Genomic DNA, 20,989 nt, shown 5'->3' with positions numbered 1-20,989 from the left:
GTTATTTTGTGGTGATCTAATTATATTACAGTTTGGTCTACTATGGGCATTTTTTTATTAATTTTTATTAGTTCAAGTTCATTTTACAATTAAGCTATATTATATGTGGCTCTCCTTCATAAAAGATTTATTGTTAGTTATATTCATTTTCATTTAGTTGTGTATACTTTTCCTTTAGCTTAAATATATTTTATATAGAAAGGAGGGAAGTAGCAATGAAATTATGTGATGACTGTATTAAGGCATTATCATCTAAGCTATCAGAGGAGTCGGTTAATACCTTAAGGAATTCTTTGGAGTTATTTACTAATAATCAAGAGATAACTTTGCGAGATTTATGGGAGGTTAACAGATTAGGTAAGTATAGAATGAATGAGGTGATAGGGGAGTTAGAGGAGAGTCTCTTTCTCAAAGCTAATAAAGAGGGAAGAAGGGTCTATTTAGAGTTAACAGCAACAGGTCAGCGATTTATGGAGATTGATTTAGAGAATAGATTAGCGACAGAATCTAATTTAAAAGAGTCTAGTGATGAACTTCAAGCTTTATCAGTAAAGGGGATAGATGGGACAGAAGAATCTAAAGAAGAGGCCTTAGAGAATAGTAATATCGATAATACAGAAAGTAGAGAGGAAGAAAGTGAAGAGGTAGAAGAAGTAGTAGAAGAAGTAGTAGAAGAAGTAGTAGAAAGTAAGCCGGCAGTAGAGAAGGAAAAGAATCTAGCAGATAATAATAAAAGTGATGATAAGTCTAAACCGATAGTTTGGGACTTTTAAATTAATGGACCTAATTTTAGGTCCATTAATTTTATATAAATAACAAAATCTAATTTATCTTTTTGATTTGAATTCATTACTTGTCATCTAGCATCATTGTATTTATATTTACTTATAAAGTTTTACTATAATAATATTGCTTATTTATTTTCACTTAAAGCAAAGCCATTCATGAACTGTTCTTGGAGTAAAATAAAGACAATTAAGGGAGGTAATAAGGTAATCACAGCACCAGCCATGACTACAGCCCAATCTGTTCCTTGATCTCCTGTCCCTATTAATGATTTTAGACCGATTTGGACTACCTGCTTCTGATTAGAGGTGATAATAATCAATGGCCATAAGTATTGATTCCAGACATAGATTAATTCAATCACAGCCAAGGCACCGATAGTATTTAAAGACATAGGAACCAAAATTTGAAATAGAAATCTTAATGGACCTACCCCATCAACTTTAGCTGCTTCTACAATAGACTCAGGAAAGCTCATAAAGTATTGTCTAAATAAGAAGGTTCCTGTGGCACTGGCTAGAAAGGGAACTGTTAAAGCCAGAAAGCTATCTCCCCAATTTAGCTGTTTCATAAATTCAAATAAAGGTATTATTCTAACTGGAATCGGTAACATTAGTGTAATCAAGATCAGCCAGAACAATAACTTCTTATATTTAAAGTTAAAGAATACAAAAGCAAAGGCTCCCAAAATCGAGAAGACAATCTTTAAAGTGGTAATGACAATTGCAATATAACAACTATTGAGCATCAGCCTAGCCAGATTATAATCAAGTAAAGCCTTCTTATAATTATTGAAGGTGGCAGAGCCAAAGCTGAGTTTAGGAGGATAACTGAAGATTTCCCCCATTGATTGGGTACTCTTGATAATAGCAAAAAGTAAAGGAGATGCCACTATTAGCATCATAGTCAATAAGATTAAATGAGTTAATACTACTTTAGTCCATTTCTTAATAAGATATTTATTCATCTGTCAATCACCCTAATTTTTAAATTATGAACCATAATCAATCTTACTATCACTCCATTTAAACTGAGCGATAGTCAATCCCATCACCATTATAAATAAAATAATCGATTGTGCTGCAGCAAATCCTGTCTTATAGTTTTGGAAAGCGTCAATATATAACTTATAAATCATAGTAGTAGTTGCATTGACTGGTCCCCCTTTGGTTAAAATATCGATTATGCCAAAGGTATCAAAAAAAGAATAGATTAAATTCATTATCACCAAAAATAATGTAGTTGGCTTAAGAAAATCAAAGGTAATCAGAAAGAACTTTTGCAAACTATTTGCTCCATCCATCTCTGCAGCTTCTAAGATCTCTTGAGGAATATTCTGCAAGGCAGCTAGATAAAAGACGATATTATACCCGAGATTCTTCCAAACTGCTGCTCCTATCACCATTAATAAAGCCAAATGTTTATTAGAGACCCAATCAGGACTGATTCCCCATAATAAATCAGTCAGATAGTTAATTATTCCAGCTGTGGGATTGAACATAAATAACCAGATGACACCTGCAATTGCTGGAGATAAAGCATAGGGCCAAATAAAGCCTAGGCAATATAAACGACCACCTCTAATATCTTGATTGGATAAGACAGCAATAAATAATGATAAAGTTAAGCCAATTACCACAACACCAACTGCAAAGAAACAACTAATTAAGATACTTTGTAAATACTCTATTGAAGTAAATAGTTCTATAAAATTACTTCCACCTACAAAGATCTTTCTCATCCCCATAAAAGCAGTTTTATATAAGCTTAAGACAAAGGTCTTTAGGGCAGGATAATATAAGAATAGTAGAGAAACGATTATTGAAGGTAATAATAAAAGATATGGTAAAGCTTTGCTACGGAATTTTACTTGCATTTGACTCACTCCAATCTATCTTGCAATTAAAAAGAGGGGATACTTGCATCCCCCAAGCTTATTATTTAATTAATTTATTGTACTCTTTTAGAGATTTATTAATATCTTGGTTAGCCTGATTTAAGGCATCTTCTATACTAGTTTCATCATTAATGATCTTCTCTACAGTCTTTTCTACTATCGTTCTAAGCTCCATAAATCGTCCTACCAAAGCACCTTGAGTTGGTCTAACGTTTTTAGTCTCTATTAATTGGTCAAAGGCTGTCTGGTAGTTAGGATTCTCTCTAAACCAGCCTTCAGCTTTTAATGATTCAACGGCACTCTTTCTAATCGGGAAATAGCCTGTAGATTTATGCCAATAAACCTGATTTTCAGTTGAACTCATCCATTTCACAAAGTCTTTAGCAGCTTTTTCAATTTTGCTATCTTTATTCTTAACAATCCATAATGATGCTCCACCAATGACAACACCATTTCTAGTCTCATCAGCAGGAATAGGAATTGGAGCAGTTCCAACTTCAAAGCCTTGATCCTTAGCCGATTTGGTCAATCCTGTAACTCCAGAGGTAGAAGTTATCAGCATTGCTGCTCTTTGAGAGAGAAAGTTTTGGTCAGCTTGTGCCCAAGCTTCAATACCAGGATTAATCCATAGTCCTTGATCATATAATTGCTTCCACCATTTAATAATTTTAATTGATTTTTTACTAGTAAGATAGGCTTGATCAGCTAAGCCAGCTCGTCCATTCTCTTGATTTACTAGATTTTGACCAAGATTTGCCATCCATTGCTCATAAAACCAAGAATGTAAGGCCCAAGTAATACCAGCTTTACTAGCACCACTAGCAACTAACTTTTGACTAGCTTCTGTGATCTCTGCAAAGGTAGTTGGTGGGTTTTCTGGGTCTAGCCCAGCTTTTTTAAATAAATTCTTGTTGTAATAAAGAACTGCATTTGAAGAGTTAAAGGGCATTGAATATAATTTTCCATTTACTTTATAGTAATTTAAGACAGGTTCCAGGAAATCATCCCAATCAATCTCACCTTTCTTGGTTAAATCTTGGAAGGGGATAAAGATTCCACTATCCACGTTCTGTCTAGTACCAATTTCAAAGGATTGAATTACACTAGGTGGGTTACCTTGTTGGGTTGCTGCTATTGTGGCATTTAAAGTTTCTCGATAACTTCCTTTATATTGTGCACTAACTTGAATATTAGGATGTTGCTGATTAAATTTTTCGACCAAAGTATCGACTACCTCTTTGTTGTGTCCTCCCATTGCATGCCAAAAACTAATTTCAATCTTGTCATTTTGACTATCATCTCCACCAAAAATCCACCATGCTTTACTGGCTGTACTAATAGTAAAGATAGCAAAAACTACTAAAAGCGCTACTACAGATACAATTGTACCTTTCTTATCAAACATTATAATCCTCCTTTTAGTTGACTGATTTTATTCCTAAACTCAAATATATCAGATTTATTTTAAGAAGAGATTAAATGTATATTAATTTTTGGTTAATATAACATTTTATTTTAATTAGATTTTAAAATAAATATTGATTGTTAATGGGGAGATCGCGACACTTTAGCTACTAGTTTCTGGCCTCTCCTACGGGTTTGAAAATCATAAACCCTCCGTGATAAATCTGCTATTAGCTAAGAACTTGTAAAGCTAGAGGCTAGTAGCCAGTAGCTAGTGGCTATTAAAAAGTGTCGCAATATCATTCTATAATGACATTTTTAAACTTCAATAGCTATAGCCTTTTTCTAGTATGAGATTGACAGATTCAAGATAATTGTGATAATTTTAAATAGAATTCGGAAGGTTATCTTAGAGGAATAATTTAGCTTCTAGAGAATATTAAGATAGAGTCGATGAACTTTAGTAATAAATATAATTATACTTAAATTAATATTATAAGCTAAGGTGGTGGTTGTTAAGTTATGAAGAAGGTTAAATTACTTTATAATCCTATGTCAGGCAATAGAAGATTTCCTGATTTTCTAGATGATTTTATTGATAGATTTCAAAGAGCAGGCTATGAGGTGAGTGTATTTAGAAGTTTAAAGCCAGGGGATATACCTATGGGTTTGGAGAGAGTTGTTGAAGATGAGTATGATGCTATAGTAGCTGCTGGTGGTGATGGTACTGTTAATGAAGTGATCAATAAGATGTTAGCAGATAAGATAGATGTTCCCTTGGGAATTGTCCCTGCTGGAACTGCAAATGATTTTGCAGCCCATCTGAATATGCCCTTTGAATTTAGAGAATGCTTTGATACCATACTGAAAGGAAATATTAAAGAGGTGGATATAGGTAAAGTAAATGGTAGATACTTTATCAATGTTTGTGCTGGGGGCTTACTCTCAACTGTCTCCCATGAGATTGATAGAAAGTTTAAAAATACTCTTGGTAAGATGGCTTATTACTTAAAAGGGATTGAGCAACTACCTAAATTAAAACCCATTCCTTTAAAAATTACTACTAAAGAAAAGAGAGTAGAAGAAGATGTCTATCTATTCTTAATCTTAAATAGTCAAGGGGCAGGAGGTTTTAATAAGCTAGCTCCTAAGGCTACTATTGATGATGGTCTATTGGAGTTTGTAGCAATCAAGGCAAGGCCTTTACATGAGATAGCAGCTTTATTTGTCAAGATACTCCAAGGAGAGCACCTAAATGATAAGAATATCATTTATTTACAGGATAATTACTTTAAGGTTGAATGTACCGATAGTACCTACGACCCTCATTTTTCCGATGTAGATGGTGAGAAAGGTCCTCACTTACCTTTGGAGATATCCCTAGAACCAAGAAAATTAAGGATTTTTGCTAATATCTAATAGATATGAAGATGATAAAAAGAGTAATGAGTGTTAATAGTAACTTGATTATTTATTTTTCACTTATTAATCTTATTACTCTTATTTTATTAATTCAGATTTAGGTGATTAACTAAGCAATCAGTAAGATTATTCTGCTAAATTGAGTTAAGAGTATCTATTCTCTAACTCTTTTTTTTATTTTTGTTGAACTTTTTGTTATAATATAATATATTATTAGAGGAAAGAAGTTATCTATTACTGTTAAATAGCAAATAATCTAAAATGTTAAAAATATTTGGCAATAAATTTTTGGATTTATAGGTTTGGAACTGAATTATTATAAATTATCAATAATTCCCTTACAGATAAGGGATTTTTCTTTGTTTGGAGATTAATCAACTCAAAATTTAAATTCTGCTGCAAAAAGAATAAGGATACTTATAATAGTGATAATCGTATTATGACTTAAATTAATAGATTTTGACGTAAAAGGGGCTGGATGATAATGAATAAAGGGGGAGATTATGTGATTGTACTAGGTGGAATGATAGGTGTAGGGAAGACAACTTATGCAGAGATGATAGCTAATCATTTGGATAGTGATGTCTTTTATGAGAGTGTAGATGATAACCCTCTATTGGACAAGTTTTATCATAATAAGAAGAGATGGGCCTTTGCTTTACAGATTTATTTCTTAAATAAGAGATTTAAATCAATTAAAGAGGCTTTAATTGATAGAAATAATGTCTTAGATCGTAGTATTTATGAAGATGCATTATTTGCTAGAATTAATTATGAAGATGGGAATATGAGTCAAGCGGAATTTGATTGTTATCTCGATTTATTGGATAATATGATGGAAGAGTTAGAAGGTATGCCCAAAAAAGCTCCAGATCTATTTATCTATTTACAAGCATCTTTTGAAACTATAGAAGAGAGGATTGAAAAGCGGGGAAGGGATTTTGAGCAGTTTGACCATAATCCAGAGTTAGAGCATTATATGAGAAATTTACATTCTAGATATGATGATTGGGTCTTTAATCACTATGATGCATCAGAGATACTTGTAATTGATGCTGATAGATATGATGTAACCAAGCAAGAGGATGCCAAAGAGGTGTTATTGATGATTGATAAGAGGTTAGCGGAATTAGAGAAGATTGAGGCTATAGGGTAAGGATTGATAGTGACGAGTAACAAGTAAAATTAAGATAATAAAAACATTATAAATTTGATTTTAATATTGGGTATTTATCATATGTTATTGAAGAAAGGGCTACAGGTTAAAAATCCTGTAGCCCTTTCTTAGTTTACTAAGTCTGCTGTTGATACTTGTTTAGTAGGAGATAGTTCTTTTTTATTATCTGATTAGATGGGTTTTAGTACATAATCGAATTTCCATAAGCAACTATTAAAAATTTACATTTTCAATTATTCAGATTTAATATTTGTGAGAATTAAAGCATATTATTAGCTAAAGAGATACTTTAAAGGATATTAAAATGAGAACACATAAGTTCATTAAGGGGGGTTAAGAGAAAATTTAGATTATTTTAGTAAAATTCTAGGGTGTTTTATATCCAATAAATCTAAGAGACTAGCATTAATTGCTGGTGAAGGGTATGATATTATTATGATTTTATATAAGATATTAAAGAGGGTTATTAATAGGATTGAGAAACTATATCTTAGAGCAGTCAAGGCTCAAGGAAATTTAAAGGCGATAGCTACTATCCATAATATCTTTGAGATTGATGAGAGGAATTGGCATGGTTTAGGTCAGATACAGAGGAGTGGATTGAAATTAAAGAAGGGGTATGGTAGTTTTGCTATTAAGAAGGAGCTTGAAATTAAGAGAAGACATCAAAAGTAGAAGTGGTTTTCTATCTCTAGAGATGTCTTAAAAGCTAAAAAGAGGTATGATAATTATAGAATATTCGTTGATACAAGACTTGCAAAATTAAAGTTAATAGGTTATTCTGATTAATAGAATAATAATAAAAATAATGCTGATTCTACTAGTAGAATCAGCATTATTTTTATTATATCTTTACTAAATCAATTATGGAGGTGACTTTAAGTGAAGTTAGGTATTGATATTGGAGGAACCCATACAGATGGGATCTTAATTGAGAAACAAGAGATATTAAAAACTACTAAGATTAATACCAATCATAATAAGCTTAGTGAAACTATCTTAACTAGTTGCCAGAATTTGATTGCCGATATAGAGAGAGAAAGAATCGATAGTATTGTATTAAGTACAACTCTAGCTACCAATTTGATTACTGAAGGTAACTATCCCAAGACAGGATTGATCTTAATTCCTGGACCAGGATTAAATCCTGCCTATTATAGTTATAGTCCCTATACCGAAATTATCTCTGGGTCGATTGACCATAGAGGAAGAGAGGTTAAAGAGCTTAATCTACAAGAAATAGAGGATAAAATTAGCAAGTTGCTTAAAAAAGGGGTTAAGCAGCTTGGAATCTGTGGTAAATTCTCTAATCGTAATCCTAAACAGGAGTTACAAGTTAAAAGATTAATTGAGAAGAATTATCCTCAAATAGAGATTACCCTAGGACATCATCTATCAGGGAGCTTAAATTATCCCCGCCGTGTCGCAACTACATATTTAAATAGTATTATCCAAAAAGGTTACAAAGAGTTTATTAGAGAGATAAAAGAGGGGCTCGATAGGATGGTCTTTAAGAAAGAGATTTATATTCTTAAGGCCGATGGTGGAACGATGCCCTTAAAGGAGTCGACTAAAGTTCCAATTGAGACGATCAACTCTGGTCCTGCTGCTAGTATTATGGGAATTTTGAGTCTTAATAAGCTAAGGGGTACTACTATTGGTCTAGATATTGGTGGAACTACAACTGATATCTCCTTATTTATCGAGGGAGTACCATTATTTAATCCCAAGGGGATAGAGATTAATGATTATAGAACCTTAATTAGAGGGTTATTTAGTCAATCGATTGCTTGTGGAGGAGATAGTCTAGTTCAAATAAACGAGGGTAGTATTCAGCTTGGACCAATAAGAAAGGGGGTTGCTGCCTGTTTAGGAGGACCTGCGCCTACTCCTACAGATGCTTTAGTGATCTTAGGCTTAAGTAAAATTGGTGATAAGATGCTGGCTAAAGAGAGTTTAGAGCCTTTGGCTTTAGAGCTGAACTTATCATTAACTGAGTTTGCAGAAGAGGTTATTGATAGATTTTGTAAGAAAATAAGGTTAAAAATTGAAGAGATTTTAAAGAAACTCAATAGTCAAGCAGTTTATACTATCAATGAACTTTTGAGTTCTAAAGAGATAGAAGCAGATAATTTAGTAGTGATTGGTGGACCAGCCAAAGCCTTAGCAGACAGATTATCTACTGAGCTAGGGCTTGCTTATCAGTTACCTAGAGAGTCAAAAGTAGCCAATGCTATTGGAGCATCTCTAGCTCAAATTACTCAAAAATGTACCCTTTATGCTGACACTTCGCAAGGGTATTATCAGATTCCTGAATTTGAACTAAGAAAGCAGGTTAATACTGATTTTAATTTAGACCAAGCCAAAGAGGTTGTTAAGAAAGAGCTTAAGAAGAGAGTTAATAGTGAAGCTTTAATTGAAATTATTAATGCTCAATCCTTTAATCTGATACGTGGTTTTAATACAGTTGGTGAGATTATTGAAGTTACAGCTCAAATTAAACCGGGGCTGGAAAGGGCAATTCACAATGAATAATTAAAACCGTTAAAACTACTAAAAACTTTAAATAGGAGGGTTTTTAATGAGAATCAATGCTAAGAATAAATTAGGTTTAATCTTCTTTCCTGCCTTTGATTGGGCTATCTCTCCGACACATCCTGAACGGGAAGAGCGGCTTTTATATACCAAAGACCAGATTTTAGAAGAGGGGATTTTAGATATCGAAGGCATTGAAGAGTATAATCCTATCGTTGCTAGCAAAGAAGATGTAGAGAGAACCCATATCTGTGTTCCCGATATAGATAGTATTGTGACTATGCCCCATTTGATTTCAGCAGGGGGAGCTATTAAAGCAGGAGAATTAGTAATGGAAGGTGAGGTGGATAAGGCCTTTGCTATTATTAGACCACCAGGACACCATGCCTTTCATGTAGTCCATGGTGCTAGGGGATTTTGTACTATTAATAATGAAGCAATCATGGTTGAGCATTTACGGCAGAAATATGGTAGTGATTTAAAGATTGCCTTTGTTGATACCGATGCCCATCATGCTGATGGAACCCAGAATATCTATTATAATGATCCTAATGTCTTACATATTTCTTTACATCAGGATGGTAGAACCTTATATCCAGGCACAGGCTTTGTCGAGGATTTAGGTGGACCAGGGGCTTATGGTAGAACGATAAATCTGCCTCTACCACCTAATACCACTGATGAAGGGTTATTATATGCTCTTGATAATCTGATTTTGCCTATTCTCGATGATTTCAAGCCTGATTTGCTGATCAATGCAGCAGGTCAGGATAACCACTATAGTGACCCCTTGACCAATATGAATATCTCTGCCCAAGGTTATGCAGAATTAAATGCTAAGTTAGATCCTGACCTAGCTATCTTACAGGGAGGCTATTCCATTGAATCAGCTCTACCTTATGTCAATGTAGGTATAATCTTAGCGATGGCAGGTTTAGATTATAGTCAGATCAAAGAGCCAGATTATCATCCAGCGATTAAAGAGCAGTCACCAAAAATCACTGCTACTATTAAAAGAGATGTGAAAAGGTTACTTAGAGCTTGGGAGAATAAAGATGAGGTTGATATTAGAAAGAAGTTCAATTGCAAGGAGTATTATACTACCAAGCGAAATATCTATTATGATACTGCTAATATTACAGAGAATCAAGAGGTCAAGATTAAAATCTGTGCCGATTGTGCAGGATTAATGATAATTGATTCTATTGCCCATCCTTCTGCTGTTGGCAAAATTAGAGCTATTATCATTCCCCATAATTCTTGTAATCAGTGTTCTAAGTTAGGGGATCAAGAGTATGAACGAGCAAAGGTTGGTTCAAAGTTTAAAATTGTATATCTTCAAGATAAGAAAAAGGATAAGTTGTTATCTTCTAAATGATTAGGAAAGCCACAGGTTTTAACCTGTGGCTTTCCTATATTTGAATTTCTAAACCTCTAACTTGTCACCGATTACCTGTCATTCATCACTGCTTTCTACTGGAATCTGTTTTGAGAATTAATTGAGTTTCTTTGAATGATATCATCTTGCTGGTCTAAGAGATGGTTCATCCCTCTAACCAAAGTATCATCTTCAAGAAGGCTATAGATATGATATCCAAAGTCTTCTCTTTTTAATAGTACCTCTTGTAGAACCTCAGCAGTACCATAGTCATGGATTTCATGGGCACGGGTAATTGTCTTTCTCATCATCTCCTGCATCTTTAGCTCATTCTCTAAATCATTGCGTAGAAAATCACGCATAGTATAACGCCCTTCCACTTCATGCTTAATATAAGAGAGCTGATGCTGAGTAACAGGGTGAGCAGTAGGTACAACTCCTAATCTAGCAACTCGCTCTCCAACCATATCAATATGCTTTTGAGTCTCCTGAATATGCTCTTCTAACATATGGTGGATACTGAAGAAAGACTCTGCTCCCTCTGTCAACCAGTGATGCTTGTTATACTGGTGTAAAGCTATTGTTAAGGCACATTGATGGTCATCTAGCATCTGCCCCATCTCTAATCTGATATTCTGGGGTAAACCGATTCCAGCCAGCTCCATCTTAGCGGTTCTAGGCTCTTGGCGGAAGACCATATTATGCTCTGAAGAATGACCTGGCATATTAGGATCAAACCCTGATTTGTTAAGATTGAATGTCCCATTGAAATTATTCATGTTTGTTTTAACCTCTGATATATCGTTATAAGTTGATGGTAAGACTTGAATTGTCTCCATTATAATTCCTCCTTTTAGATTTTATTAAATACACTAAAATTATTATCAATTATTCTGATTTTTATACAAGATTAGAGGAGCATATTAAATAAAATACCCACTGTCTAACTAGTATCCACAGTCTCCCACCTCATTAAGATCTTATATTATTGTATATTCTTTAAGTAAATTTAATCTTTAGAGGTTATTTATACATTTATGTGGACTTTTTTACATTTTAAAAAGGAAAAGTAAATTAGGTGTTCAATTATATATAGTAGTTTCTGCTAAAAATTTAAACAGGGGTGATAACAAGATGAGTTTATTTAAGAAGATGATGGCTAGTGTAGGAATTGGTGCAACCAAGATTGATACAGTCTTAGACTCTGAGAATGTGGTAGCAGGTGCAGAAGTAACAGGACATTTTGAGATTAAAGGTGGTAATGTAGAGCAGGAGATTGATAAAGTTTATCTCAATGTGATGACAAAGTATGAGAAGACAGTAGAGGATGAGGAGGAGAGTTCTTATAGGGTTGATTACAAGCTACAGGTAATTGATATTCCTGTTGAAAGAACAGTTAATTCTGGAGATGAGCTCAGTATCCCTTTCTCCTTTATCTTAGATGCTCAGACCCCGATTCCAACAGAGAACTTTCCAGTCTGGCTAGATGCAGGTTTAGATATTAAAAACGCTATCGACCCAGGTGATAAGGATATGATAGCAGTTGTTCCCCATCCCTATATGCAGGTAGTATTAGGAGCTTTAGAGAAATTAGGCTTTGTACTTACTGAGGTTGTTAATGAAGAGGCAGACTTTGACTGGAAACATCCCTTTGTCCAAGAGCTGGAGTTAAAGCCACAGGGTGGAGTTTTTGTCAACTCTCTAGATGAGTTAGAGCTATTATATAATATACTTGATGACCGATTAAAATTGTGGATTGAGGTAGACCGTCGAGCAACTAATCTACTAGGAGTTTTTGCAGAAGCCATGGATTTAGATGAGAGTGAGGTATTACTTGAGATTGCTCAAGAGGATTTGGAGCAAGGAGTAGATCATATAGCTGAAATGATTAAGAACTTTATTGAAAAGTTTATTTAGATAAAAAGGGCTAGTAGATGCATCTACTAGCCCTTTTTATCTAAATAATCAGAGCTAAGATAATGGCTGGTTTAAGAATAATAAGAGATTATATAAAAGGAGAATATAAATTTGACAAGAATTTAATATAATAAGTATAAGATTATAAGAGGAGGAATGATAATGGGAATAAAATTAACAGTAATTGGTGGTAGTGGACTCTATACACCACTTTTATTTGATGCAATAGCTAATTATCAAGAGGAGATTGACTTTGATGAAATCTGTTTAAATGGTAGAACTGCAAGTAAGTTGGAGAAGGTAGCTAGACTAAGTCAGAGTGTGATAGATAAGTCAGAGTATGATTTCAAGGTTACATATACAACAGATCGTCAAGAAGCGTTACAGGGCGCTGAATTGGTTCTTTGCCAGATAAGGGTAGGAGGGATGAAGGCTAGAGCCTATGATGAAGAGTTTCCTTTAAAGTATGATATTATCGGAGAGGAGACAGTAGGACCTGGAGGCTTTGCTAATGCTTTACGGACTGTACCAGTAATGTTAGAGTTGGCCAGTCAGATGGAAGAGTATTGCCCTGAAGCTCTATTAATCAACTTAACCAATCCAGCTAGTATAGTCCAACAAGCGATTGAGCAGGAGACGACTGTAAATGTAATCAGCCTGTGTGATTTGCCAGTAGGGGTATTAAATAAGATTGCTAAGATGTTAGATGTAGATCGAGCAGAGCTTAGATATGATTACTTTGGTTTAAATCATTTAGGATGGTATCAACAGTTAAGTATTAGAGGTGAGGATAGAACTGCTGAAGTTATTGAAGAGGTAGACTCTTTAGATCTAGGAATTAATTCAGAGTGGATTAAGAATTTAGAGGTGATTCCATTGCCTTATTTAAAATATTATTACCATCATAGCATAGAAGTAGAAAAGGCAAAAGGGAAGGATATCTTAAGAGCAGAAGAGTTGATTGAGACCAGTGATGAGATAGCCAAAGCCTTAGAGGAGAGTCCAGAGACAATTCCAGAGTTGATCTACCAAAGGGGTGCTATCTGGTATTCTGATGTGATAGTCCCATTAATAGCAGCGATAGTTAATGATAAGAATGAAGAGTTTATTTTAAATATAGCCAATAATGGGCTGCTTGAGGGGATAGCTGATGAGGTGATAGTGGAGGTAGCTACAATCGTTAATGGTAGTGGTATTAGAGCATTAGAGGTAGGTGAGATTCCTTTACAGGTTAAGAGCTTATTACAGCAAGAGGCCAATTATCGGAATTTAGCTACCCAAGCTGCTATCAGTCAAGCTAAGGATGATATCCTAAAAGCATTAGTGGTTAATCCTCAGGTTCCAAATTATGAAATAGCTTATCAGATTTGGAAAGAAGAGTTTAGTAAATAGTAAAAACTAAGAGAAAGAGGATTAGGGATGACCTAATCTTTTTTCTCTTTAAAAATGTTAAATTTCTGTTAAGAACTCTTGGCTAACAAGGAATAGCCAATAATTTTCAAGAATTAGAATCTATCAAATCTTATAATGGGGTGAATTGATGGAAAATAAAAAGCAAGTTTATTCTTGGGTTCTGTATGATTGGGCTAATTCAGCCTTTGCTACAACTATTTTAGCAACAGTCTTACCAATATTTTATAGGACAGTGGCTGCAAAAGGGTTGGTAGAGAATGTAGCTACATCTTATTGGGGATATACTCAAGCAATTGGAATGTTAATCATTGCTTTATTATCACCAATCCTAGGTGCTATCTCCGATTTTTCTAACTCTAAAAAGAGCTTTCTCAGATTTTTTGCTTATCTAGGAATAACAGCTACAGGTTTATTGTTCTTTATAGGTGAGGGTGACTACCTCTTGGCATCATTCTATTTTATCTTAGCAAGCATTGGCTTCTCTGGTGCTAATGTGTTTTATGACTCTTTTCTACCACAGATTACAACTCCAAAGAGGATGGATTATGTTTCGTCTTTGGGGTATGCTGCTGGTTATTTGGGTGGGGGGCTTTTGTTAGTTATAAATTTAATCATGATTAAAAAGCCTACTATCTTTGGGATAGGTGATAGTTTGTTGGCTACTAGACTATCTTTTGTAACTGTAGCAATTTGGTGGTTTATCTTCTCTATTCCTATCTTTAGAAATGTTTCTGAGCTTCCAAGAAAGAAGAACTTCAAATTCAGCAGATATATCAAAGTTGGCTTTGCTAGAGTAGCAAGAACCTTTAGGAATATACAACAATATCGCCAATTGTTTAAGTTCTTGATTGCCTTTTGGATCTATAATGATGGAGTAGGCACGATTATTCGCATGGCTACAATCTATGGTAGTGAAATTGGAATCGGACAGGGTGATTTGATTGGTGCTTTGGTCTTAACCCAATTTATAGGGATTCCTTTTGCCTTACTTTTTGGTAAATTAGGTGAGAGAATAGGGGCAAAACGAGGAATTATCATAGGACTTAGTGTTTATTTATTAATTACTGTTGTAGGTTATTTTATGAGCAGTGCTCTCCATTTTTGGATTTTAGCTGGAATGGTTGGTTTAGTACAAGGTGGGGTACAGGCATTGAGCCGTTCCTTATATGGGATCATGGTTCCTCCAAATAAGTCGGCTGAATTCTATGGCTTCTTTGGTGTTTCTAGTAAGTTTGCTGCAATCACAGGGCCCTTTATCTTTGCACTAGTTGGACAGTTGACTGGTAGTAGTAGATGGGGAATTATCTCCTTAGCTACCTTCTTTATCTTAGGGATAATTCTGTTAAGTAGAGTAGATATAGAAAAAGGGAGAGCTGAGGCTATTCAATAAGCTCCCCTTCAAAATTTATCCCTTGAAAGGCTACTGCTAACTGTGAGTTTTCAAGCTCATCTTGGAGGTAGCCTTTTAATATACCTATTAACCTAATGGCTTCTTCAACCCCTTCTAGTATCAGTTCTTTAAACTTTAAGTACTCTTCTTTTGATAGGATTTCGTAATTTATTTTAGTAGGATAGCTTAAAGTATTGAGGTTAAGTGGTGCTAAAGGATTTAATGTTTTAAAAACTATCTTTTTGATCTGATAAGGACTATAAAAGAAGCTCATTACTTGTTTGAAGTCTTGGTAGGAATCATTGATTAATTTTATTTCTAAATTATGATTATGACTTTTATCTAAGATATAATTATAGTAATCTATAATTATATCTGGTAACTTATTTCCTAAATCAATCTGATCAAGTGGAGAGAGGCTATAGACTCTTTTTTTCCAGATTTCTTCAACTAGATAAGTATCTAAATTAATCTCTAAGAGCTTATGCTCATCAGAATTTTTCTGTTTAGCAAAGACAAAGGGATGGGCTATCTTATCTACTGCATAATGGGCTAAAAAGCCACAAAAATAGCTTAGTAGTATCGGGAAATCCTTACTATCATTTTTACTTTTTAAGTAATTGATACTCTCTATAAAGAAAGATTTAATATTTGTTTGGTGTAGCTGTGATCCGATTTTAGGACCACGTTTCTTCTTAATCCAAGGCCAAAAATCATTATAAAAGAAGAAGTCAGGTCCTTGGCATCCTAGATTATAGCTTTTTCTATTCTCTTTAATAATATCCTTGAAACTATTCTCTTCTAGTTTGTCTATAATTAAATCTCCTGCAACAATATGGCTCCAAAAATCAGGCATAATATCCACTCCTTATCTTTAAGGTATGATAGGTATTTAAGCTTAAAGTGAAACTTAATAGAGATAATGCGACACTTTTTAATAGCCACTAGCTACTGGCTACTAGCCTCTAGCTTTATAAGTTCTTAGCTAATAGCAGATTTATCACGGAGGGTTTATGATTTTCAAACCCGTAGGAGAGACCAGAGACTAGTAGCAAAACTGTCGCAATATACCCATATAACCTCATAGTTAAATTTCACGAGCTATTTTCTCAATAATTTATTAACTGCTATCTCATCTAAGGGTTCTATATGATATAATTATAATACAAAATAACTTATTTAACTACTCTAGATAGATATTTAAGCATTATAATTCGAGGAGGTGTAGTAGTTATGTCTGATTTAATTGCTAGTTTGCTCTTTGATCTGATCAAGAATATGGCAGTTATAGCAGTAGCAGCCCAACTATTGATTATGGAAACCGATATTTTTTCGCAAGTGATTAATAGAAGGGCTAAGCTTAAATCTAAGATTTTCTTGATTATATTTTTTGGCTTATTATCAATTTTGGGCACTTATTTGGGTATTTATATCCATGATGCTTATGCCAATATTCGAGCTATTGGAGCAGTTGTCGGTGGTTTACTGGGAGGACCTTTGGTAGGACTTTTGGCTGGTCTAATTGGAGGACTTCATCGTTATTTCCTAGGTGGATTTACAGCCTTTGCTTGTGCTTTATCTACCACTTTAGCAGGGTTAATTGGTGGAATAATCTATTACTATCGACCTTTTGATAAAATCTCTTTAAGTATGGCATTTCTATTAGGAGTGATGATAGAGGTTTTAGAGATGGGATTGGTCTTGATCTTAAGCCATCCATATGGCCAAGCCTATGAACTAGTAAGAATTATAGCTCTACCTATGATTTTAAGTAATTCTCTAGGGATTACTTTATTTATTAATGTGCTCCATAATAGTATGAAGAAGGGACAAGAGCTGATGGCCTTACAATCATATAAAGCCTTAAAGATTGCTAACAAGAGTATCGGTTATTTAAAAGAAGGTTTAAATTATAGTTCTGCTTTAGAGGCATCAAAGATTATTTTGGAGATAAGTGGTGTTGCAGCTGTTTCAATAACTGATCGGAAGAAGGTTCTAGCCCATTATGGACTGGGAATGGATCACCACCAGGCAGGAGAGCAGATAATGACTAAGGCTACTAAAAAGGTTCTGTTAGAGGGTCATTTGAAGGTAGCTACTAACAAACAAAAGCTAGGTTGTCCAGTAAAGGACTGTAATCTTAAGTCAGCGGTAATTGCCCCTTTAAAGAGAAGGGATGAGGTGATTGGAGCACTAAAGTTATATAAATCTGAAGAGAGTAGTATTACAGAAGTAGATATAGAGTTAGCCCGAGGGATTTCAGAGTTATTATCTACCCAGTTACACATATCCAGTTTAGAGAAGGAGGCACAGCTGTCTACTCAAGCTGAGCTGAAGGCTTTACAGTCTCAGGTTCATCCCCATTTCTTATTTAATGCCTTAAATACTATTATCTCTTTTTGTCGTACTGACCCTATGGTAGCAAGAAATTTATTGGTCAAGCTATCTAAATTCTTCCGTCATACCTTAAAGGAGAACCATAGCTTAATCAGGTTAGAGAAGGAATTGGAGTATACCTCTTATTATGTTGAGATAGAGAAGGCTCGTTTTGGTTCCAATTTAGAGGTCGAGATAGATATTCCTAAGCAATTATTAGGCTGTCAGGTTCCCAGTTTTGTCTTACAGCCGATTGTAGAGAATGCTATTAAGCATGGTCTTTCTTCTAAAGTTGGTCTTGGTAAGGTATTGGTTAAAGCAAGGGATAAAGATGAAATCTTAGTATTAGAGATAATAGATAATGGGGTAGGAATTCCAGATAAGTATCTAAATTGTGTGATAGAAGCAGGGTATGGAAAGGGATGTGGAATTGGCTTGAGCAATGTTAAACAGAGAATTCAAAAGATATATGGTACTGAATATGGTTTAGAGATTAGTAGTCGGCAGCAAGAGGGGACTCGAGTTAGAATTCAAATTCCATACTTACTTCAGGGGAGGGAAGCTAATGGAGAAGATTAGAACAATAATAGCAGATGATGAATTTCCAGCAAGGAGTGAACTGGAGTTTTTATTAGAAGGGATAGATGATATTCAACTGGTAGGAGTAGCAGAGGATGGGATTCAAGCTTTAGAGCTTATTAAAGAAAAAAGTCCTGATTTAGTCTTTTTAGATATTCAAATGGGAGGAAAGACTGGCTTGGAAGTTGCCAAGGAGCTTATGGACTTAGAGCTAGAGCCTATAATTGTTTTTGTAACAGCTTATGATGAATATGCTTTAGATGCCTTTACAGTCAATGCAGTTGATTATCTATTAAAGCCTTATGAAGAAGAGAGGCTTGTAAAGTTAATAAATAGAATTAAACCCCTCTACTTTAAAGAACAGGCTATAGAGGAGAAGCTAACAGATCTAATTGAGAAGATAAGAGATAAAGGTAGAATTTCTAAGATTGAGAAATTGGCTGTGAGAACAAATAAGGGGAATCTCAAATTACTAGAGTATAATGATATTATACTCTTATATACCCATGATTCTAAGGTCTATGTCAAAACCTATGACCAAGAGTATCAGATAGACCTATCCTTGAGTGAATTGGAGGATAGATTAAAGCAAGCTGAATTTTTGCGAGTGCATCGCAGTTATTTAATCAATCTAAACAAGATTAAAGAGATAGTTCCTTGGTTTAAAGGAAAATATCAGGTCTTAATGGGTGATGATAGACAGATGGAGGTTCCTGTCAGCCGTGCTAAAGTGAAAGATTTACAAAAAGTATTTGGGATATGATTGTTTAACTTTAAAGTAAAACTAAAGAGAGACAATGCGACACTTGGGTTGTCAGGTAGATAGGTGGGTAGGGTTTAGCAAAATCCAACTACCTAACCACCCAATCCCTAACTATCTAATAAAAAAGTATCATAATATACTCATATAGTTTCACATTTAAGTTAGATTGATATGTTTTTAGTTAATCTAATACAGCTTAGAGCAATATAATGCAATTGAACCCTTAATTTATGTTATTTAGAGTAAATTACTTATCAAAATAGCAAATTTATTCTATAATTTAAGTACAAGTTAGCAATAAGTTTATAACCCCTATAATCAGTTAACACTCTAAAAATTAAAGGGGGAGATATAATATGGTATCTTTTATTATCTCATTAGTTGCATTAGTTGTGGGGTATATGGTTTATGGTAAGGTTGTAGAGGGAATTTTTGGAGTCGATGGAGATAAAGAGACTCCAGCTTATTTGCAAGAAGATGGTGTTGATTTTGTACCGATTAATTGGGCTCGTGTCTTCTTAATTCAGCTCTTGAATATTGCAGGATTAGGTCCTATTTTTGGAGCAATTGCTGGTGCTTTATTTGGACCAGCCGCATTTTTGTGGATCGTATTTGGGTCTATCTTTGCTGGAGCTGTCCATGATTATTTAGCAGGGATGCTATCTATTCGTAATGAAGGAGCAAGTATTTCAGAGGTAGTTGGAGAGTATTTAGGTGAAGGTGCCCGTAAATTTATGAGACTCTTTTCTATCGTTTTATTGGTCTTAGTTGGCACTGTATTTATGACTGGTCCAGCTGGCTTATTAGCTAATATGACTGGCATGAGTCTGAATATCTGGCTAGCGATTATTATCGTTTATTACTTCTTAGCTACTGTTTTACCAGTAGATAAGATTATTGCTAAATTCTATCCTGTTTTAGGTGGTTCACTATTGATTATGGCAATTGGTATCGGTGGGGGATTGGTTCTTGGAGACTATCAAATTCCAGAGATAACATTAACCAATCTTCATCCTGGCGAACTACCAATGTGGCCAATGTTATTTGTAACCATTGCTTGTGGTGCAATCAGTGGCTTTCATGCTACTCAATCACCACTAATGGCTCGCTGTTTAGAGAATGAGAAGGATGGAAGAAAGGTATTTTATGGAGCGATGATTGCTGAAGGTGTGATTGCTTTAATTTGGGCTGCAGCAGCTATGACCTTCTTTGGAGGAACTGATGGTTTAGCAACTGCTATGGCTGAAAATGGAGGACCAGCAGGAATTGTTAAGCTAATTAGTGATAATATGTTAGGTATAACTGGTGGTATTCTAGCGATGCTAGGAGTTGTGGCTCTACCAATCAGCTCTGGTGACACTGCTTTTCGTAGTGCTAGATTGATTTTGGCTGATATCTTTGATTTAGAGCAGACAGATAAGACTAACAGATTTAAGTTAGCTATTCCTCTATTTGCAGTAGGGATTGTCTTATCTCAAATGGACTTTAGTATCATCTGGCGTTACTTTGCTTGGTCTAATCAGACTTTAGCGATGATTGCTTTATGGGCTGGAGCAGCTTATTTACTCCAACATGGTAAGTTCCATTGGATTGCTACTATTCCAGCAACCTTTATGACAGCAGTCTCTATCTCTTACATTATTATTGCACCAGAAGGCTTTGGGATTCAAGGTCCAATTTCAACAATAGTTGGTGTCTTAGCTGCTGTTGGAGCTTTAGCATTATTCTTAGTCAAACAAGAGAAGAAGGAAGAAGATGTCAAAGCAGTAGCATAGGCAAATTGAAAATTTATATAAGAACTAAATAAAAAACCTAAGTGGGTCTTTACCTTCTTAGGTTTTTTATGTTATGGATCAATATATAACAGGTTTCTTGAGCTTTTAGTTAGCTATACTTTAAATTTTACTTTAAAGTTGATAATTATAATTAAATTCATATAATATCAGCTATTA

General features: G+C 34.6%; 17 protein-coding genes. 12 read left to right on the top strand and 5 right to left on the bottom strand.

Translation table 11 applies throughout. The features are described 5' to 3' along the window. Positions 1-215 precede the first annotated feature (215 nt). On the top strand, positions 216-773 hold the full coding sequence (locus BX659_RS11250; RefSeq protein ID WP_097018384.1) for a hypothetical protein: 558 nt from the start codon (positions 216-218) through the stop codon (positions 771-773). Positions 774-913: 140 nt separating this feature from the next. Here BX659_RS11250 and BX659_RS11245 read toward each other — a convergent pair whose 3' ends face one another. From BX659_RS11245 to BX659_RS11235, 3 genes are all read right to left on the bottom strand, one after another. After that, positions 914-1,753: a carbohydrate ABC transporter permease gene (locus BX659_RS11245; RefSeq protein WP_097018383.1), complete on the bottom strand. Its 840-nt coding sequence runs from the start codon at positions 1,751-1,753 to the stop codon at positions 914-916. A gap of 24 nt (positions 1,754-1,777) precedes the next feature. Then, entirely contained in the window at positions 1,778-2,662 is an 885-nt protein-coding gene (locus BX659_RS11240) for a carbohydrate ABC transporter permease (RefSeq protein WP_097018382.1), read from the bottom strand. Positions 2,663-2,723: 61 nt separating this feature from the next. Further along, positions 2,724-4,088 carry an ABC transporter substrate-binding protein gene (locus BX659_RS11235; protein ID WP_216358805.1) on the bottom strand — a complete coding sequence of 455 codons (1,365 nt, stop codon included), beginning with the start codon at positions 4,086-4,088 and terminating at the stop codon, positions 2,724-2,726. A 521-nt stretch (positions 4,089-4,609) separates the two neighbouring features. Here BX659_RS11235 and BX659_RS11230 point away from each other — a divergent pair. From BX659_RS11230 to BX659_RS11210, 5 genes are all read left to right on the top strand, one after another. Further along, entirely contained in the window at positions 4,610-5,506 is an 897-nt protein-coding gene (locus BX659_RS11230) for a YegS/Rv2252/BmrU family lipid kinase (protein WP_097018381.1), read from the top strand. A 487-nt stretch (positions 5,507-5,993) separates the two neighbouring features. After that, positions 5,994-6,665, top strand: a complete 672-nt coding sequence (locus BX659_RS11225) for a deoxynucleoside kinase (protein WP_097018380.1) — start codon at positions 5,994-5,996, stop codon at positions 6,663-6,665. A gap of 384 nt (positions 6,666-7,049) precedes the next feature. Beyond that, on the top strand, positions 7,050-7,361 hold the full coding sequence (locus BX659_RS11220) for a hypothetical protein (protein WP_097018379.1): 312 nt from the start codon (positions 7,050-7,052) through the stop codon (positions 7,359-7,361). Between the two features lie 207 nt (positions 7,362-7,568). Further along, positions 7,569-9,221 carry a hydantoinase/oxoprolinase family protein gene (locus BX659_RS11215; RefSeq protein ID WP_097018378.1) on the top strand — a complete coding sequence of 551 codons (1,653 nt, stop codon included), beginning with the start codon at positions 7,569-7,571 and terminating at the stop codon, positions 9,219-9,221. A gap of 46 nt (positions 9,222-9,267) precedes the next feature. Continuing rightward, complete coding sequence (locus tag BX659_RS11210) at positions 9,268-10,599, top strand: histone deacetylase family protein (protein ID WP_097018377.1); 1,332 nt, start codon at positions 9,268-9,270, stop codon at positions 10,597-10,599. Positions 10,600-10,694: 95 nt separating this feature from the next. On the opposite strand, the gene BX659_RS11205 is transcribed toward BX659_RS11210, so the two are convergent. Next, positions 10,695-11,438 (bottom strand): Dps family protein, encoded by a 744-nt coding sequence (locus BX659_RS11205; RefSeq protein WP_097018376.1) that lies wholly within the window; start codon positions 11,436-11,438, stop codon positions 10,695-10,697. Positions 11,439-11,733: 295 nt separating this feature from the next. Between BX659_RS11205 and BX659_RS11200 the strand changes: the two genes are divergently transcribed. The 3 genes from BX659_RS11200 to BX659_RS11190 all read left to right on the top strand — a co-directional run bounded on the left by BX659_RS11200 (position 11,734) and on the right by BX659_RS11190 (position 15,319). Beyond that, positions 11,734-12,516, top strand: coding sequence for a sporulation protein (locus BX659_RS11200; protein WP_097018375.1), 783 nt, complete (start codon positions 11,734-11,736; stop codon positions 12,514-12,516). 162 nt (positions 12,517-12,678) lie between these two features. Further along, the gene (locus BX659_RS11195; protein WP_097018374.1) at positions 12,679-13,908 is read left to right on the top strand and encodes a family 4 glycosyl hydrolase; all 1,230 of its coding nucleotides are present in this window, start codon (positions 12,679-12,681) and stop codon (positions 13,906-13,908) included. A 148-nt stretch (positions 13,909-14,056) separates the two neighbouring features. Continuing rightward, complete coding sequence (locus BX659_RS11190; protein WP_097018373.1) at positions 14,057-15,319, top strand: MFS transporter; 1,263 nt, start codon at positions 14,057-14,059, stop codon at positions 15,317-15,319. Here the strand turns inward: BX659_RS11190 and BX659_RS11185 are convergent. Further along, positions 15,309-16,175, bottom strand: coding sequence for a zinc dependent phospholipase C family protein (locus BX659_RS11185; RefSeq protein ID WP_097018372.1), 867 nt, complete (start codon positions 16,173-16,175; stop codon positions 15,309-15,311). The genes BX659_RS11190 and BX659_RS11185 overlap by 11 nt on opposite strands. 377 nt (positions 16,176-16,552) lie before the next feature. Between BX659_RS11185 and BX659_RS11180 the strand changes: the two genes are divergently transcribed. The 3 genes from BX659_RS11180 (at position 16,553) to BX659_RS11170 (ending at position 20,812) form a co-directional block, all read left to right on the top strand. After that, positions 16,553-18,274, top strand: a complete 1,722-nt coding sequence (locus BX659_RS11180; RefSeq protein ID WP_097018371.1) for a LytS/YhcK type 5TM receptor domain-containing protein — start codon at positions 16,553-16,555, stop codon at positions 18,272-18,274. Next, positions 18,261-19,037, top strand: a complete 777-nt coding sequence (locus BX659_RS11175; RefSeq protein ID WP_097018370.1) for a LytR/AlgR family response regulator transcription factor — start codon at positions 18,261-18,263, stop codon at positions 19,035-19,037. The genes BX659_RS11180 and BX659_RS11175 overlap by 14 nt, the downstream gene beginning before the upstream one ends. Positions 19,038-19,393: 356 nt before the next feature. Then, positions 19,394-20,812, top strand: coding sequence for a carbon starvation CstA family protein (locus tag BX659_RS11170; protein WP_097018369.1), 1,419 nt, complete (start codon positions 19,394-19,396; stop codon positions 20,810-20,812). The last annotated feature ends 177 nt before the right edge of the window (positions 20,813-20,989 follow it).

It is taken from the genome of Orenia metallireducens (assembly GCF_003001995.1).
Lineage (GTDB): Bacteria > Bacillota > Halanaerobiia > Halobacteroidales > Halobacteroidaceae > Orenia > Orenia metallireducens_B.
Note: the sequence above shows the minus strand (reverse complement) of the source record. Positions and strands in the feature narration are given on the sequence as shown.

Excerpts from the sequence above, each read along its gene's own strand:
- BX659_RS11200 (WP_097018375.1), top strand. The coding sequence starts at position 11,734 with ATGAGTTTATTTAAGAAGATGATGGCTAGTGTAGGAATTGGTGCAACC.
- BX659_RS11205 (WP_097018376.1), bottom strand. The coding sequence starts at position 11,438 with ATGGAGACAATTCAAGTCTTACCATCAACTTATAACGATATATCAGAG.
- BX659_RS11240 (WP_097018382.1), bottom strand. The coding sequence starts at position 2,662 with ATGCAAGTAAAATTCCGTAGCAAAGCTTTACCATATCTTTTATTATTA.
- BX659_RS11175 (WP_097018370.1), top strand. The coding sequence starts at position 18,261 with ATGGAGAAGATTAGAACAATAATAGCAGATGATGAATTTCCAGCAAGG.
- BX659_RS11190 (WP_097018373.1), top strand. The coding sequence starts at position 14,057 with ATGGAAAATAAAAAGCAAGTTTATTCTTGGGTTCTGTATGATTGGGCT.
- BX659_RS11235 (WP_216358805.1), bottom strand. The coding sequence starts at position 4,088 with ATGTTTGATAAGAAAGGTACAATTGTATCTGTAGTAGCGCTTTTAGTA.
- BX659_RS11170 (WP_097018369.1), top strand. The coding sequence starts at position 19,394 with ATGGTATCTTTTATTATCTCATTAGTTGCATTAGTTGTGGGGTATATG.
- BX659_RS11210 (WP_097018377.1), top strand. The coding sequence starts at position 9,268 with ATGAGAATCAATGCTAAGAATAAATTAGGTTTAATCTTCTTTCCTGCC.
- BX659_RS11185 (WP_097018372.1), bottom strand. The coding sequence starts at position 16,175 with ATGCCTGATTTTTGGAGCCATATTGTTGCAGGAGATTTAATTATAGAC.
- BX659_RS11180 (WP_097018371.1), top strand. The coding sequence starts at position 16,553 with ATGTCTGATTTAATTGCTAGTTTGCTCTTTGATCTGATCAAGAATATG.
- BX659_RS11230 (WP_097018381.1), top strand. The coding sequence starts at position 4,610 with ATGAAGAAGGTTAAATTACTTTATAATCCTATGTCAGGCAATAGAAGA.
- BX659_RS11245 (WP_097018383.1), bottom strand. The coding sequence starts at position 1,753 with ATGAATAAATATCTTATTAAGAAATGGACTAAAGTAGTATTAACTCAT.
- BX659_RS11250 (WP_097018384.1), top strand. The coding sequence starts at position 216 with ATGAAATTATGTGATGACTGTATTAAGGCATTATCATCTAAGCTATCA.
- BX659_RS11225 (WP_097018380.1), top strand. The coding sequence starts at position 5,994 with ATGAATAAAGGGGGAGATTATGTGATTGTACTAGGTGGAATGATAGGT.
- BX659_RS11195 (WP_097018374.1), top strand. The coding sequence starts at position 12,679 with ATGGGAATAAAATTAACAGTAATTGGTGGTAGTGGACTCTATACACCA.